Consider the following 15,954-nt stretch of genomic DNA (forward strand, 5'->3'; position numbering starts at 1 on the left):
AGAAGATAGGAGTGGTCAGAATGATCGACGAACAACGAACAGTGCGCAAGGATACGAACTCCAAAGTAGCCTTTGATGAGGCAAAACAATACATTCCGGGTGGCGTAAACAGCCCGGTACGGGCTTTTAAATCTGTTGGAATTACACCTGTGTATATCGACCATGGCGAAGGATCGCGCGTATATGATATTGATGGTCAATCCTATTTAGACTATGTATGTTCATGGGGACCGCTTATTATGGGCCATGCACATCCCGAAGTGGTTAAAGCTTTACAGGCTGCTGTTGTAAAAGGAACCAGCTTCGGCGCACCAACGTTGGCAGAAACCGAAATGGCCAAGCTCGTATGTGAGCGTGTTCCTTCTATGGACATTGTACGTATGGTTAACTCCGGAACTGAGGCGACTATGAGTGCGATTCGACTCGCACGCGGATTTACGAGCCGTAGTAAAATCCTTAAATTTGAGGGATCATATCACGGTCATGCGGACAGCTTGCTGATTAAAGCAGGCTCTGGTGTTGCCACATTAGGCTTGCCCGATAGTCCCGGTGTGCCTGAAGTTGTGGCCACCCATACAATCACTGTCCCTTATAATGATCTAGCTTCGGTGAAGCTAGCTTTTGAGAAATTTGGCGAAGAGATTGCCGCAATTATTGTCGAGCCAGTAGCAGGCAATATGGGAGTTGTACCGCCACAGCCTGGATTTTTGGAAGGTTTGCGTGAGGTAACCCAGCAGTACGGAAGTCTGCTGATTTTTGATGAAGTGATGACTGGATTCCGGGTTGGACTTCATTCGGCTCAAGGTCGCTTTGGTGTGACACCGGATCTTACCTGTTTGGGTAAAGTGATTGGTGGTGGACTCCCTGTAGGTGCTTACGGCGGACGTCGTGATATTCTGGAGCGGATTGCTCCATCGGGGCCCATTTATCAAGCGGGTACGCTTAGCGGAAATCCGCTGGCTATGGCAGCAGGTTATTCGACACTTAAATTGCTGACGCCAGAAGTATACGATCGCTTGGAAGAGCGGGCAGCACGACTTCAAGCCGGATTCGAACGTAATGCGAACGAGCTAGGTATCCCTGTCATGATCAATCGCGTGGGTTCCATGGTTTGTCCATTTTTTACAGAAGAAAAGGTTGTCAATTTTGATACAGCTAAAACGAGTAATCAGGACCACTTCCGTCGTTACTTTACTGAAATGGTGAATGAGGGAGTCAGTGTAGCACCATCTCAATTTGAGGGTATGTTTGTATCGGGCGTGCATACGGTAGAGGATATTGATGCCACCATTGAGGCGAACTATCGCGCGCTCAAACGTCTATGAGCTGGCAAGGTGGCTGGAAAAGAAGAGGACCCTGGCTGGAAGTCACGCCAGGACGGGAAATCACAGACGGGGAAAAAAACAGCGCTGATGCTGTAGATCAGTGGTTGCTGAATCGTTTGGAATTACCGGAAAAGCTGTGGCGCAGACTGCGCCATGATAAAGAGATTGAACTTACAGGGGACCGGCTGCGGCTGGCCCTTTTTCCTGTAATGAACCTTGGCATCACCCCTCGCTGGTATGATTTGAAGGTACTGTATGAAGATGATTTTTGTCTGGTAGTACATAAACCAGCAGGTATGGCAGTACATCCGGACGGTGGTGTGCAGGATGGTCCGCTGACGTTGGATCATGCTGTCGCATCCTACTATGAGATGAATGGCATTCATGCGGTGGTACGGCATGTACATCGTCTGGATGTGGATACGACGGGCCCGGTGCTATATGCCAAAAATGAGTTTGCGTTGCTCAAGCTGGACGAGCAAATGAGAGCTAAGGATATCGACCGCCGGTATGTAGCTTTGGTACGAGGGGAAGTACCTCCATCGCTGCGAACGTTGGATTGGCCGATTGGCAAGGACAGGCATCATAAGCAGCGCCGTCGTGTATCTCCGACTGGGCAGAAGGCGGTTACCCATATTGAACTCGGGGAAGTATGGGGAAGCGGTTCAAGTGCAGTGAGTCTTGTATATCTGACGCTGGAGACAGGACGGACGCACCAGATTCGCGTACATCTTAGTCATGCTGGCTACCCGTTGCTTGGGGATGTATTATACGGGGGGCGTGCTACTGATTTTGGCAGGCAGGCGCTACACGGAGAGCGTCTTACCTTCTGTCATCCGCTGAGTGGCGAAACGATTACTGTGGAGGATGCTTGGCCGGATGATTTTCAAAAGCTGCACAAACAGCTATAAAAGATGGCATGCCTTCTATTTTGGCGCATATACTTGAACCTAGAAACGGTTTGCAATATGGAGTTTCCGTGCGCCTGACCAGAAGTCAGAGGATGTGCGGAGACTGCCCAAAGGAGGATGCCATCCTTGAACAAACAACAGAATGATCAGCCGCAAGGCTTGCGTTTTGATATTTATGAACGCATTCATTTGACGGAGGAAGCTGCCGGGATTGCTGAGTTGGAGGAAATCGAGCTTCTGCCACGCATTCAGGTTGTAACCCACGGCGACCATGCCGCTTTGCGAGGGCATTTGCTGCTGGAGGGCGTGTACCGCACACCTGAACAGTTCACGAGCGAGCTTCATCATTTGATCCCTGTGGAAATTACCATTCCGCTAAACCGCGTAGGGAGATTGGAAGATATCTCTGTCGAGATTGAAAATTTTGATGTGGACCTGCTTTCTTTACGTAGTCTAAACATTACAGGCGTTCTTTCTTTGCATGGTGTGGAAAGCTCGCACGCGGAAGAGACGGCGGTCTGGTTGGATGAAGAATTTACCGTAGTGCATGCACCTGAGCATCCGGTTCAATCCCTTTCCGCCGATGAAGAGTATCGTCAGGCAGAGGCCTATTCTACCAATGATTCTACCAATGATTCGACCTCTGATTACGTTACAGATCCTGAAACCTCCTACAGTGTGCCAGTACAACAGGAGTCCATTTCCTGGGAACAGCTGTCTGAGGACCAAGGGGAACAGCAATCATCGTCGGAACAGCAAGCTTATGAGCCAGCAGTAGATCCTAACCGATTCTATGAGCCTTGGACGGGCAAAGCAGTTGAAGATAACTCTCCCGAGGTCAAACATGAGCATGGGTCTCCGGAAGTGTGGGGATTTCAGCAAAAGGAAGCATGGGCAGGGGGAAATGAGTCCAAAGTATCTTCCGCATCTCCTAATGTAAATTATGACCCTTTGCTGTCTGAACCGCATCCTGCTACGGAGTCCGAGGTCTATCTGGAGCCACAGTTGGAAGCGAGTCAAGTAGATAGCTTCGACTTCAGGCCTGAAGCGTCAGAACAGGTGAATCACGAGGCCCATGACACTTTTACTGAGGATAAGCCAGAGATGCGTGTGGCGCTTAACAGTAAAAAGGATGAAGAGGCAGACGAGCCAGACCCGGTTGTCTACTCATCATTGCTCCAATCCAGCCGTTCGGTGAAAGAAGCGGAATACCAGCAGCAATTGGAGCAGGAGCCGCAGGATCAGAAAGCCGAAGAAGAGCGGGAGAATGCCAAGTGGAAGAACCTTTTTTTTCATACACAAGATGAAACACCTTTTCGTAAGGTGCGGTTATGCATAGTACAGCGCGAGGATACACTGGAAACCATAGCTGACCGTTATCAGCTCAGCACGCGTGAGCTTCAACTGTATAACAGATTGGCGGAGCATCATGTGGAAGAAGGACAGGTATTGTACATCCCTTGATCCGGTTGCTGAAAAATGCACAGCGGGTGTTGACTATAGTCAATGGGAAATGTATGATGTGGTATAGTTATTGAAAGACTGAGATCGGGAAGAGTAGGCAGCAAGCCCTTCAGAGAGTGGAATTGCAGCGCTGTGAGGTTCCGCAGGAAGCTACTGGCCGAAGTCACCCGGGAGTCGCCTGTTTGAACGGTTCCTCATTTAATTCCTACGGAAGATAAGAGGTTCACGGTAGAATAAGGCCGGTCCGCAACCGTTATCTGCATAAAGTGTCACACCATGTGTAATGGATCAGTGGATACATACACTAGGGGTGAAACAAAGGTGGTACCGCGAGAGAACAGCCTTTCGTCCTTTGAGGATGAAGGGCTTTTTTTATTTGCCAATTGAAAAATCATGGAGGTATCCTGATATGTCAGAACAAGACAACAAGACAACCTTGGAAATGCCAACAACGTACGATCCAAAATCAGCAGAACAAAAATGGTACAAAACGTGGATGGAGAAGGGCTATTTCCGCGCTGGGCAACATCCAGAGGCAGAGCCTTTTACAATCGTTATTCCACCACCGAATGTTACAGGTATGTTGCATATTGGACATGCTCTTGACTTTACTTTGCAGGATATTATTATTCGCGCCAAGCGGATGCAGGGCTATGATGCCTTGTGGCTGCCAGGGGCAGACCATGCGGGTATTGCTACCCAAACAAAGGTAGAGCAAAAGCTGCGTGAAGAAGGCCTGACACGTTATGATTTGGGCCGCGAGAAGTTTTTGGAGAAAGTGTGGGAGTGGAAGGATCTTTACCTAGATAATATCCATAACCAATGGGAAAAGATGGGCTTTTCTCTCGATTATTCTCGTGAGCGTTTTACGCTGGATGAGGGACTGTCCCAAGCGGTACGCGAGGTATTCGTTAAACTGTACAAGAAGGGTCTGATTTATCGCGGTAAACGCATCATAAACTGGGACCCTGCTGCACGTACTGCATTATCGGACATTGAGGTGGAATACAAAGAGGTGAACGGAAATCTGTATCACCTGCAATATCCACTGAAAGACGGTAGCGGATTTATTACGGTAGCCACTACACGTCCTGAAACGATGCTGGGCGATACAGCTGTAGCTGTACACCCGGAAGATGAACGCTACAAGCAAATGATCGGCAAAACGCTTGTGCTCCCAATCATCGGACGGGAAATTCCGGTCATTGCGGATGATTATGTTGATAAAGATTTCGGTAGCGGCGCGGTTAAAATTACACCGGCTCACGACCCGAATGACTTTGAAATGGGACAACGTCACCAGCTGCCACAAATTACAGTGATGGACGAAACGGGAACGATGAATGCCGAAGCAGGCAAATATCAGGGCCTTGATCGTAGCGATTGCCGTAAGCAAATCGTCGCTGATCTGAAAGAGCAGGGCGTACTGATTCGTATTGAAGAGCACGTACATCAAGTAGGCCACAGCGAGCGTACAGGTGTAGTTGTAGAACCTTATCTGTCCACACAATGGTTTGTGGAAATGAAGCCTCTGGCAGCTAAAGCCATTGAAGTGCAGAAGGCTGGCAACGGGGTAAACTTTGTACCGGATCGCTTTGAACGTACTTATCTGCATTGGATTGAAAATGTGCGTGACTGGTGTATTTCCCGTCAATTATGGTGGGGACACCGTATTCCGGCTTGGTACGATGAGGATACCGGAGAAGTGATTGTATCGGCGGAGGACCCTACAACTTTGCCTGAGTATGCTGGCAGAAAGCTAAAACAGGATGAGGATGTGCTGGATACTTGGTTCAGCTCGGCTTTGTGGCCGTTTTCGACACTGGGCTGGCCTGAGCAGACAGAGGACCTCAAACGCTACTATCCGACTAATGTCTTGGTTACAGGCTATGACATTATTTATTTCTGGGTATCGCGTATGATTTTTACAGCACTCGAGTTTACGGAAGAGATTCCGTTCAAGGACGTACTTATGCACGGGTTGGTTCGTGATGCGGACGGTAGAAAAATGTCCAAATCCCTCGGCAACGGTGTTGATCCGCTCGACGTGATTGACCAATATGGTACCGATGCCATGCGTTATATGATTTCCACCAGTAGCACGCCTGGGCAAGACCTTCGTTTCCGCTGGGAGCGGGTGGAGCAGGCCCGCAACTTTGCCAATAAAATCTGGAATGCGTCACGCTTTGCGCTGATGAATCTGGAAGGCGTCACTTCGGCAGATATAGACATTACTGGTGACCTGAGCACCGCTGATCGTTGGATTCTGCATCGTCTAAACGAAACTTCACGCGACATCACGCGTCTAATAGATGCTTATGAATTTGGCGAGACAGGCCGCCTTCTGTATAACTTTATTTGGGATGATTTGTGCGACTGGTACATTGAGTTTGCGAAGCTTTCCCTATATGGCGACAACGCAGATGCGAAAAAGAAAACGCAGTCCGTACTTGCATATGTATTGGACCGGACGCTGCGCATGATTCATCCGTTCATGCCGTTTATCTCTGAGGAAATATGGCAGCATCTTCCACATGAGGGAGAAACGATTACACTGGCCGCTTGGCCTGTTTATGATCCGGCTTTTGAGGATAAGGATGCAGTTGCAGAAATGAATTTGCTGATCGACGTAATTCGCGCTGTGCGCAATATCCGTGCTGAAGTCAATGTGCCGATGAGTAAAAAAATTGAGTTGCTCATAAAACCCGGCGATCAAGCCGTTCTCGATATCATTAACCGCAATGGGGAATATGTGCGTAGATTCTGTAATACGTCTGAATTCGACGCGGGATTAGAGTTCACCGTTCCAGATAAAGCGATGACATCTATAGTTAGCGGCGCAGAGTTGTACCTGCCGCTGGCCGGACTGCTTGATATTGCCCAGGAAATTAGCAGACTGGAAAAAGAACTTCAGCATTTGAACAGTGAAGTGGAGCGCGTGGAGAAAAAGTTATCTAACCAAGGCTTTGTGGCGAAGGCACCAGCTAAAGTCATCGAGGAAGAGAAGGCCAAGCAAGCCGATTACTCAGATAAGCGCGCTAAAGTTATCGCACGTATTGAAGAACTCAAGGGATAATTTCACTCACAATAAAATGACCTGAAGGTGAAGAGGATGTCAGATACGATCAGGGGCGGAGATACGGCTCCTTTACAAAGCTATGATGAGGCAGTGGAATGGATTAACGGCTTGATTCCGTTTGGTATCAGACCTGGACTGGAACGAATTGAACAACTAATGAGTAAATTGGGTGATCCGCAACGACATCTGAAATTTGTGCATATTGCGGGAACCAACGGTAAAGGCTCGACTTGTGCCTTTCTGACCTCTGTGCTACTTAAATGTGGGTACGATGTCGGGACTTTTACGTCTCCGTACATCACCCGATTTACGAACCGCTTTCAATTCAATGGGACCGATATTCCCGATGAAACGCTGGTTTTGCTTGCCAATCGCTTGTATCCGTTGGTGAAAGAAATCGCAGATAGTGAATTGGGATCACCTACAATGTTTGAGGTATCGACAGCGTTGGCTATTTTATACTATGCTACGGTATCTTTCCCAGATGTTGTGGTATGGGAGACAGGTCTTGGGGGAAGGATGGATGTAACTAATATCGTGAATCCAATCCTCTCGGTTATTACAAATGTCGGCTATGACCATACGGATATTTTGGGAGATACGCTCGAACAGATTGCAAGGGAAAAAGCCGGTATCATCAAACCGGGTGTACCTGTCGTCAGTTGTGTTTCCCAACCCGAGGCTATTCAGGTCATACGTGAAACGGCGACAAAGCAAGGAGCTACCTTGTACCTGGCAGGAGAACAATTTACGTATGAACGGCTAAATGGAGATGAAACAGCTCAAACCTTTTCATTCGCGGGGCCCTTCCGACATATGGAAATTGACATCACGTTGTTAGGCGAGCACCAATGTTCTAATGCGGCAGGAGCTATGATGGCACTTGAGGTCCTACGTCAGTATATGGCTTTTGTGTTGGATGATGCAGAACTGCTGGAGGGCTTTAGACAAACTGCCTGGGCAGGGCGTCTCGAACAAGTCAGTACATCACCGAGAATTGTTCTTGACGGGGCTCATAATCCAGAAGGAGCACAGACGCTGGCCAAGAGTCTTCCTCAAGTGTATTCGTACAAAAAATTGGTTTTAATGATGGGGATGCTGTCAAACAAGCATCATGAAGCATACTTGCAGCATATACTGCCACTAGTGGATACGCTTATCCTGACCGAGCCCGATTTTCGGCGCAAAATGAATGCCGCTGAATTGGCTCATCTCGTGGAGAAGCTGCGGCCGTCTTATGCCAAAACGGATTTAAAAATAATTGTAGAAGGTGACTGGAAAAAGGCTCTTGGCCTGTTTCAATCACATACGGAAGCGGAAGATCTGGGGGTGGTGTCCGGCACGCTGTACCTTATTGCGGATGTACGGGCTACCCTTATGTATCAAACCGATTCGGAAAAAGGTTGGTGAAATTTGTTGATTACTTCGGAACATGTTCATTTTATCGGTATCGGCGGCTACGGGATGAGCGCGATTGCTCGAGTCATGCTGGAGATGGGTTATACCGTGACTGGCTCAGATGTGGCATCACAGGAGCTGACAGAAAAACTGGCGGCAAAAGGCGCAAAAATATATATTGGACACACGCCTGAGCATATTGCAGGCGCGGATATCGTCGTCTATTCAACAGCATTGTCACGTGACAATGTGGAGCGGGTGGCAGCGGAGGAATTGAATATTCCAACTCTGCACCGTTCGCAGATGCTGGCTCGCTTGCTTAACGAACGTAAGGGAATAGCTGTTGCGGGTGCGCACGGTAAAACGACAACCTCTTCCATGATCGCTCTGGTTATGGAGAGATGTAACGTTGATCCAACGTATATTATTGGCGGCGAAATTACGAATTTGGGGACGAATGCCAAAGCAGGTAAAAGCGAGTTTGTCGTTGCTGAGGCGGATGAGAGTGATGGTTCTTTCCTGCAATATCATCCTTGGCAAGGCATCGTAACCAATATTGAAGCAGATCATTTGGAAAATTACGATGGCGACTTTAATCGTCTGAAAAGTGCTTATGTACAGTTTTTGAGTCAAATTCGACCGGATGGAGCGGCTATTGTATGCGCAGATGATCAGAACATCCGGGAAATGCTGCCTCAACTCCAGACTCGGGTCATTACTTATGGAGTGGAGCATGAAGCGGATTATATGGCGACAGATATCCAATTAGGTGACCGTCGATTAAGCTTCACTATGAGCCGTAAGGGAACAGCACTCGGAACAATCGAACTATCAGTGCCGGGTAAACATAACATGTATAATGCGATGGCGACTGTAATTTCATGTTTAGAAGCAGGGATTCCATTCGATCAAATCGCTGCTACAATTGTGGAATTTCACGGAGCGAAGCGTCGGTTTCAAGTACTAGGTGAAAGCAATGACATACTGATTATTGATGACTATGCGCATCACCCAACAGAGATTGAGGCTACGATTAGCGCAGCGAGAGCGACTGGCAAGCGTATTATTGCTGTATTCCAGCCGCAACGCTATAGCCGCACCTTTTTCCTGCTCGATGCGTTCAGCCGCGCGTTTAGCGAGGCTAGTGAAGTCATCATTACCGATATTTATTCACCAGCGGGAGAAAAACAGATTGAAGGCGTGCATTCTTCCAAGCTCGTGGATTTAATCGTCCAAAACAGCAATGCTAATGCAATCTATTTGCCGACCAAAGAAGCTGTGATCGAGGAGTTGAAAGATCGATTACAGCCGGGTGATCTTGTGCTGACGATGGGAGCGGGAGATATCTGGAAAGCAGGTGACGCGTTAGCGCGCCATCTTCGCGGACAGCAAGTGTAAACCGTATAAAAATGAGCTGTTGCACCAATGAATTACAAAAAAAGGGTATTCCGAACACGACTGTGTTTCGGGATACCCTTTTTTGTAATGCTGGGGCATATATTCTTAGCTTAACTCATACAACAGACTATGAGGAAGTATGGGACAAGGAGGGAGTGCATCCATGAACAAGACCAAGATGACATTCCGGTTCGACCAACAGTTGCCGGAGACAAGCCGGGAGGATAAGCTACAGGTGCTTCCGTACAAAAACGAGTCGATTACGAACGAACAGCGTGAAACTGATAACCCGCATAAAGGAACGGAACGGAACAGAGGAATGGAGAAAAATACTGCAACTACACAAGAATCAAAGATCAATGAACCTGAGGATCGGAATAAACGCATTTCAAGTCGGCGTTTTGCTCCGACATTAAGAGTACAAGAGGGATGGGATGACCCCTTTGGTCGTTCGGCGGCTTCCTGGTCAGATGCGGAAGTTCTACCGGATAGCCTGGAAGAGGATGAGGAAGCTTATCATTCTGGCCAAGAGTACAGAAGACGTCCGCCCCACCCTTCTAGATGGAAACTGGTTGGCTCTGTAGCCAGCGCACTGGTGACCGGAGGCATGTTTGGATATATTATGTTGTTACTGTTTAACGGAGGAGGCATGGTTCCGGGATCAGATCCTTCAGTAGAGGAGGCTGTACCGGTCTTTAAAGAATCTGTTGGTGTGGATGCAATATCTGCAAAAGAGAATTCTGTCCCTGTCACTGTCATAGAGGCTCAGGTACCACCTCAAACCTACTATTTGTTGCAATATGGGGTTTTCAGCACCCCAGAACGGGCCTTACAAGCAAAAGAAGAACTATTAAAGGCAGGTATTGCAGCAGGAGGGGATACCGAGGACCAAAACCGGGTATATGCAGGAATATCACCGGATAGGGAGCAAGCCAAGTTGCTCAGCAATCAGTTGAAAACACAAGGAGTCGAATTGTATGTTCGTGAGCTTGAATTGCCTGGATTTGAAAAAGCGGCTTACGGAGGCGAAGGTGATAAACTCACTAGCTTTTTTCAGTTAAGTAGCTCATTGGTGGGTAAGTTGAGCGGACTTTCCTCAAACTTGCTCGGAGAAGGAGGTCCGAATACGGTGCCAGCCTCCGACATGAAGGAGCTGAACGACCTGCATCAGCAGTGGACACAAAATATCACTGTACTTCCCAGTGGTCTTCCGAAGGAAGCGGTTGCCTCCGCAACCTCACTTGAAAAGGCGATGAACAGCGCGATCTCTGCACTTGGGGAATATAATAAGAATACAGCCAAGGAACACATTTGGGAGATTCAGTCCTCCATAATGGAATATGTTTTGCGTGAGAGGGAATTTATCCAATTCATAAAACAATAGGCTAACCATATTTTCCGGCAAGGAACTGGAAATAGTTCCCCATGCCGGATTTCTGTTTGTATTGCAGTACAAATCACCGTATAATAATGAAGGTGTCAAAAAATGGCGAGGGAAGATCAGGATGAAAAAAAATGTAGGAATGCTTATACTGTTTTTGTTGCTCGGTTGGCTCTTGGGTGCATGGATTGCCAAAGCCCTTCAATCGATCAAATTCCTTTCTTTTCTGACCCACCCCACTAGGATATCTTGGTCGCCGAGAGCGGACCTGGATATTATCAGCTACAACATAACAATAAATTTTGAATTGAGCCTGCTTAGTCTGATCGGCATCATTGCCGCGTTCTGGCTGTACCGCAGGCTCTAACTGATGAAAAGGAGCTTCCCTTATGGACGGGAAAATTACGCCCCGCATTATTTTGGCATCGACTTCACCAAGAAGGAAGGAATTGCTCGCATTTTTGAGACTCCCCTTTGAGGTGGTGCCAAGTCATGCGGATGAGAGCACGCCTGAGAGCTGGACGCCTCAGCAAATCGTGGAGACCCTTGCGGCACGCAAAGCCCAAGCGGTCGTGAACACCGTCACTCAGTCGAAGGAAGCCGGACTGGTGATTGGCAGTGATACCATTGTCGTGCTGGATGGTTCGGTATTGGGCAAGCCAGCCGACCATGCGGACGCAGTTCGCATGCTGACTGCATTGCAGGGAAGGACACACCGCGTGTACACCGGGGTAGCCTGCATACATACCGGAACCGGCGAAGTGCTTGTCAGACATCGCCAAACGGAGGTTACAATGAAGCCTCTGAGTCAAGAGCAAATTGTGGCATACGTGAATACTGGTGAACCGTCTGACAAGGCAGGAGCGTATGGCATTCAAGGCATGGGTGCTACGCTGGTGGAATCTATTCAGGGTTGTTATTTTAACGTCGTAGGATTGCCGCTTTCCTTGCTGTCGGACATGCTGTCCGATTTTGGAGTGAATGTGTTGCGTCCATAAAGGGGATAAACATATGCTGGAGTCGCCAATACTGATGCTTCGCGACCTCCCCCATGAAGAACGACCAAGAGAGCGCATGATGACATATGGGGCGGATGCCTTAAGCAACGCGGAGTTGCTGGCAATATTGCTGCGTACAGGAACGCAAAATGAGTCTTCGGTGCATTTAGCGCAGCGTATTTTGCAGCAGGCAGGAAATTTGCGTCAACTGGTGGATATGAGCTTGAACGAGTTGACCCAGATTAAGGGCATTGGGGATGCTAAAGCGATACAGCTAAAAGCGGGTATCGAACTGGGGCGTCGATTAGCTTTGTCTCGCCATTTGGAGACCCCGGTGATTAGTTGCCCGCGGGATGTGGCAGATCTGTTGTTTGAGCAGCTTCGTTATTTGCAGAAAGAGCATTTTGTATGCTTGTTCCTTAACACTAAAAATCATGTCATTGCTCAGGAAACACTATCTATGGGTAGCCTGAATTCTGCCATCGTGCATCCACGTGAAGTATTTCGGGCAGCAATCAAATGCAGCAGTGCTTCAATAATTTGCGCTCATAACCATCCGAGCGGTGATCCGAAGCCAAGCCCGGAAGATGTCCAGTTGACTCGCCGCCTGATGGAAGCGGGCAACATCGTGGGTATCGACGTGCTTGATCATATAGTGATCGGGGACGGGACCTTTGTAAGTTTGAAGGAACAAGGTCTGATATAATATAATATTTAAATCAAACATTAAACACGACCGGATAATCCGGCCTGAATAAACCGCTTATACATGGATAACAGATTTCAGGGAAGAGAAAAGGAGATTACATCATGCTGGGTGGCTTTACAAAAGATTTGGGAATAGATTTGGGGACGGCAAACACGCTTGTATACGTAAGAGGTAAAGGAATTGTGGTTCGTGAACCATCTGTAGTCGCTTTGCGTACAGATACAAAAACCATTGAGGCTGTTGGTGAATCTGCGAAAAAAATGATCGGTCGCACACCGGGAAATATCCGTGCGATTCGTCCGATGAAGGACGGTGTCATTGCTGATTTTGATACGACAGCAACGATGATCAAATATTTTATCCGTCAGGCGCAAGCCCAACGCTCTTTGTTTCCACGCCATCCGAACGTGATGGTTTGTGTGCCTTCGGGCATTACTGCGGTGGAGCAGCGTGCTGTTGAAGATGCGACGAAGCAAGCAGGCGCAAGAGAGGCATATACGATAGAGGAGCCGTTTGCAGCAGCAATTGGCGCTGATCTTCCTGTATGGGAGCCTACAGGCAGTATGGTTGTCGATATCGGTGGAGGTACAACCGAGGTGGCAGTCATTTCCCTGGGTGGGATTGTAACAAGCCGCTCCGTGCGTGTCGCTGGCGATGAAATGGACGAGTCCATCATCCAATACGTGAAGCGCCAATACAATCTGATGATTGGTGAACGGACTTCAGAGCAACTGAAAATGGAAGTGGGTTCAGCTATGCCATTAGAGCAAGTGGAAACCTCGGAAATCCGTGGACGTGATCTGGTAACAGGTTTGCCGAAGACGATCACGATTACTTCTGATGAAATTAGTGAAGCATTATCGGATACAGTCAATGCAATCGTGGATGCGGTTAAAGTAACACTGGAAAAATGCCCTCCCGAATTGGCAGCGGATATCATGGATAGAGGTATTGTACTTACTGGCGGTGGAGCACTTCTACGTAACCTGGACAAGCTGTTGGCAGGTGAAACCGGAATGCCGGTGATCGTAGCAGAAAATCCTCTAGATTGTGTGGCAATCGGCACAGGCAGAGCGTTGGAAAATATTCATTTGTTCAAATCGCGCAGCAGTTCTGCCGTCCGTTCCAAACGTTGAATCGGGGGTGTAGGAACTGTTTAAGCTGCTTGGCAATAAAAGACTATTTGTTCTATTGATTGGAATCGTTCTGTTTATTGCCCTTATGGGGATTACACTTGGACAGAGGAATTCCTTAACCTGGCCCGAGAAGTTCGCCAGAGATTCGATTGGCTTTGTGCAAGGTATCTTTTACAGGCCCGCTTCTGCAATAGCGGGCTTCTTTGAAGATATCGGGAATATGCGCAGTATCTACGAAGAAAATGAACGGTTAAAAATTGCTGTGGCAAAGCTGACTCGTGACCAAATTCAGACCCATAATTATGTTGAAACAAATGCCAGACTGCAGAATGAACTGAAGTTCACCCAAACGCAAAAGGCGAAAAATAATTATGATTATCGTGTTGCTCAAGTGAACAGCGTCAGCAATGATTCCAAAACGCTTGTGATCGATATTGGTGAGAAGGACGGAGCGAAGGTTGGTCAGGAAGTCAGTTCGCTTGAAGGATTTGTAGGAGTCATTAGTCAAACGGGGAATTTTACGTCCACCGTTACCCTATTGACTACATTGGATCCTAAAAATCCGAATTCTTATGCTATTGCAGCGACAGTCTTGGGCAAGGAAAATCAATCGTTTGGTATGATTGAAAGCTATGATCCGGGTACGAACAGATTTCAAATGACTCGCATTGAGGAAAAAGATCCAATCGCAAAGGGTGATCAGATTATTACATCTGGCGCAGGTGGTAAATTCCGCAAAAACCTAATGGTTGGAACGGTAGAGAAGATTCAGGTTGGGGAGTTTGGCAAAACACGGACAGCGATTATTAAACCGGCAGCCAGCTTTGTGGATTGGAAAGAACTGCTCATCCTCTACACTCCTGAGGTACCGGAATAATGAAGATGCGCGGTCAGGTTCTAATACTGCTGCTGTTTGTACTGTTTATAGCTGAAGGGACGATTCTTCCATGGCTTCTTCCGGATAGTTGGCATTCAAGAATGGTTCCGAATTTTGTGTATGTCGTGATCTTGTTTGTGTCTGTGTATTACAGCCGTCATACAGCATTGGTGCTAGGTATTGTTTTTGGACTTATTCATGATGTAGTGTTCTATGGGTTTATCATTGGGCCTTATTCTTTTGCAATGGGGTTGTCTGCATACTTATTGGGGCTTGTTTTTACAGCTCGACGTGCGCAGATGCCCATTATGATGGCAGCCGTGTTGATTGGTAGTTTCCTCTTGGATTCTATGCTTTTTGCCATTGACCAGCTGTTCCAGCTGAATCATCAGACTTTCAATTGGGCACTTGCTCAGTATATAATTCCTGATTTATTTATCCATTTTCTGTTCGCCCTCATCATTTATGTCCCAGTTCGCAAGCAGTTGCAGCGTTTGGGTACCCGTGTGAAAAAGGAAGAGGCTGTCTAGGTCTTTTTACACACATTTTGTCCGGGTTAGCAGGGATTTGACGTCCCGGGGACGAAATGATTGAGATAGGAGGGACAGGCTAATGGCAGTGAAATCGAATCATGTCACGATTAAAGGCATCAAAGATGGCCTGGTATTCCTGCTGGACGATCAATGCGAGTTTGAGAATTTGCTGGGTGAGCTGCGTTTTAAGCTGGAGCACAGTCATCAAAATATTTTAACAGGCCCGATCATTCATGTGGATATTAAGCTGGGAAGCCGAGAAGTGACAGAGGAACAGAAGGAAAGTATTCTGGAGATTTTGAAGCAAAAGGGGAATCTGCTCATCAGGTCTGTAGAATCACCTGGACTGCCTGTGGAAGTGCAGGGAAAGCCTCCTATTCATACGGTGACAGGGATTATCCGATCTGGTCAAGTGCTTCATCACAATGGGAACCTACTCTTTTTGGGAGATGTAAACCCGGGTGGAATTATAACATGTACTGGTGATATTTATGTCCTCGGCGCTCTGCGAGGCATGGCGCATGCAGGGATGGAGGGAAATAGTGAAGCGATTATAGCGGCTTCCTATTTTGCACCGACACAGTTGCGAATTTCCGATATGATTAGCCGTCCACCAGACGAATGGGAGACACGTGAATCCGGTATGGAATTTGCGTATCTCAAGGATGGCGCTATGCAAATAGATAAAATGAGCAATATTGTGCGTCTGGGCCGCGATTTTAACGTGTTCAAAGGGGTGTAGCAC

General features: G+C 47.7%; 14 protein-coding genes. All 14 read left to right on the plus strand.

Going from position 1 to position 15,954, the window contains the following annotated elements:
* Positions 1-20: 20 nt before the first annotated feature.
* On the plus strand, positions 21-1,325 hold the full coding sequence (gene hemL, locus G9G53_RS15540; protein ID WP_165148793.1) for a glutamate-1-semialdehyde 2,1-aminomutase: 1,305 nt from the start codon (positions 21-23) through the stop codon (positions 1,323-1,325).
* Positions 1,322-2,236 carry an RluA family pseudouridine synthase gene (locus G9G53_RS15545; protein WP_165148795.1) on the plus strand — a complete coding sequence of 305 codons (915 nt, stop codon included), beginning with the start codon at positions 1,322-1,324 and terminating at the stop codon, positions 2,234-2,236. Before hemL ends, G9G53_RS15545 begins: the two co-directional genes overlap by 4 nt.
* Positions 2,237-2,362: 126 nt before the next feature.
* Positions 2,363-3,700: a LysM peptidoglycan-binding domain-containing protein gene (locus tag G9G53_RS15550; RefSeq protein WP_165148798.1), complete on the plus strand. Its 1,338-nt coding sequence runs from the start codon at positions 2,363-2,365 to the stop codon at positions 3,698-3,700.
* A gap of 409 nt (positions 3,701-4,109) precedes the next feature.
* On the plus strand, positions 4,110-6,776 hold the full coding sequence (locus G9G53_RS15555; RefSeq protein WP_029518416.1) for a valine--tRNA ligase: 2,667 nt from the start codon (positions 4,110-4,112) through the stop codon (positions 6,774-6,776).
* Between the two features lie 36 nt (positions 6,777-6,812).
* The gene (locus tag G9G53_RS15560; RefSeq protein ID WP_029518417.1) at positions 6,813-8,189 is read left to right on the plus strand and encodes a bifunctional folylpolyglutamate synthase/dihydrofolate synthase; all 1,377 of its coding nucleotides are present in this window, start codon (positions 6,813-6,815) and stop codon (positions 8,187-8,189) included.
* 6 nt (positions 8,190-8,195) lie between these two features.
* Positions 8,196-9,575 carry a UDP-N-acetylmuramate--L-alanine ligase gene (gene murC / locus G9G53_RS15565; protein ID WP_013311605.1) on the plus strand — a complete coding sequence of 460 codons (1,380 nt, stop codon included), beginning with the start codon at positions 8,196-8,198 and terminating at the stop codon, positions 9,573-9,575.
* Between the two features lie 163 nt (positions 9,576-9,738).
* Positions 9,739-10,959, plus strand: a complete 1,221-nt coding sequence (locus tag G9G53_RS15570; protein WP_165148801.1) for an SPOR domain-containing protein — start codon at positions 9,739-9,741, stop codon at positions 10,957-10,959.
* A gap of 121 nt (positions 10,960-11,080) precedes the next feature.
* On the plus strand, positions 11,081-11,323 hold the full coding sequence (locus G9G53_RS15575; RefSeq protein WP_023989955.1) for a DUF4321 domain-containing protein: 243 nt from the start codon (positions 11,081-11,083) through the stop codon (positions 11,321-11,323).
* A gap of 22 nt (positions 11,324-11,345) precedes the next feature.
* Entirely contained in the window at positions 11,346-11,954 is a 609-nt protein-coding gene (locus G9G53_RS15580) for a Maf family protein (RefSeq protein WP_039272577.1), read from the plus strand.
* A gap of 13 nt (positions 11,955-11,967) precedes the next feature.
* Positions 11,968-12,660, plus strand: a complete 693-nt coding sequence (radC, locus tag G9G53_RS15585; protein WP_103050169.1) for a RadC family protein — start codon at positions 11,968-11,970, stop codon at positions 12,658-12,660.
* A gap of 104 nt (positions 12,661-12,764) precedes the next feature.
* Positions 12,765-13,799, plus strand: a complete 1,035-nt coding sequence (locus G9G53_RS15590; RefSeq protein WP_013311600.1) for a rod shape-determining protein — start codon at positions 12,765-12,767, stop codon at positions 13,797-13,799.
* A 55-nt stretch (positions 13,800-13,854) separates the two neighbouring features.
* Positions 13,855-14,676, plus strand: a complete 822-nt coding sequence (mreC, locus tag G9G53_RS15595) for a rod shape-determining protein MreC (RefSeq protein ID WP_029518420.1) — start codon at positions 13,855-13,857, stop codon at positions 14,674-14,676.
* Entirely contained in the window at positions 14,676-15,206 is a 531-nt protein-coding gene (mreD, locus tag G9G53_RS15600) for a rod shape-determining protein MreD (protein WP_029518421.1), read from the plus strand. Before mreC ends, mreD begins: the two co-directional genes overlap by 1 nt.
* Positions 15,207-15,288: 82 nt before the next feature.
* Positions 15,289-15,951 (plus strand): septum site-determining protein MinC, encoded by a 663-nt coding sequence (minC, locus tag G9G53_RS15605; RefSeq protein WP_165148804.1) that lies wholly within the window; start codon positions 15,289-15,291, stop codon positions 15,949-15,951.
* The last annotated feature ends 3 nt before the right edge of the window (positions 15,952-15,954 follow it).

Origin of the sequence: Paenibacillus sp. EKM206P (assembly GCF_011066155.1) — a bacterium.
Classification (GTDB): domain Bacteria; phylum Bacillota; class Bacilli; order Paenibacillales; family Paenibacillaceae; genus Paenibacillus; species Paenibacillus polymyxa_D.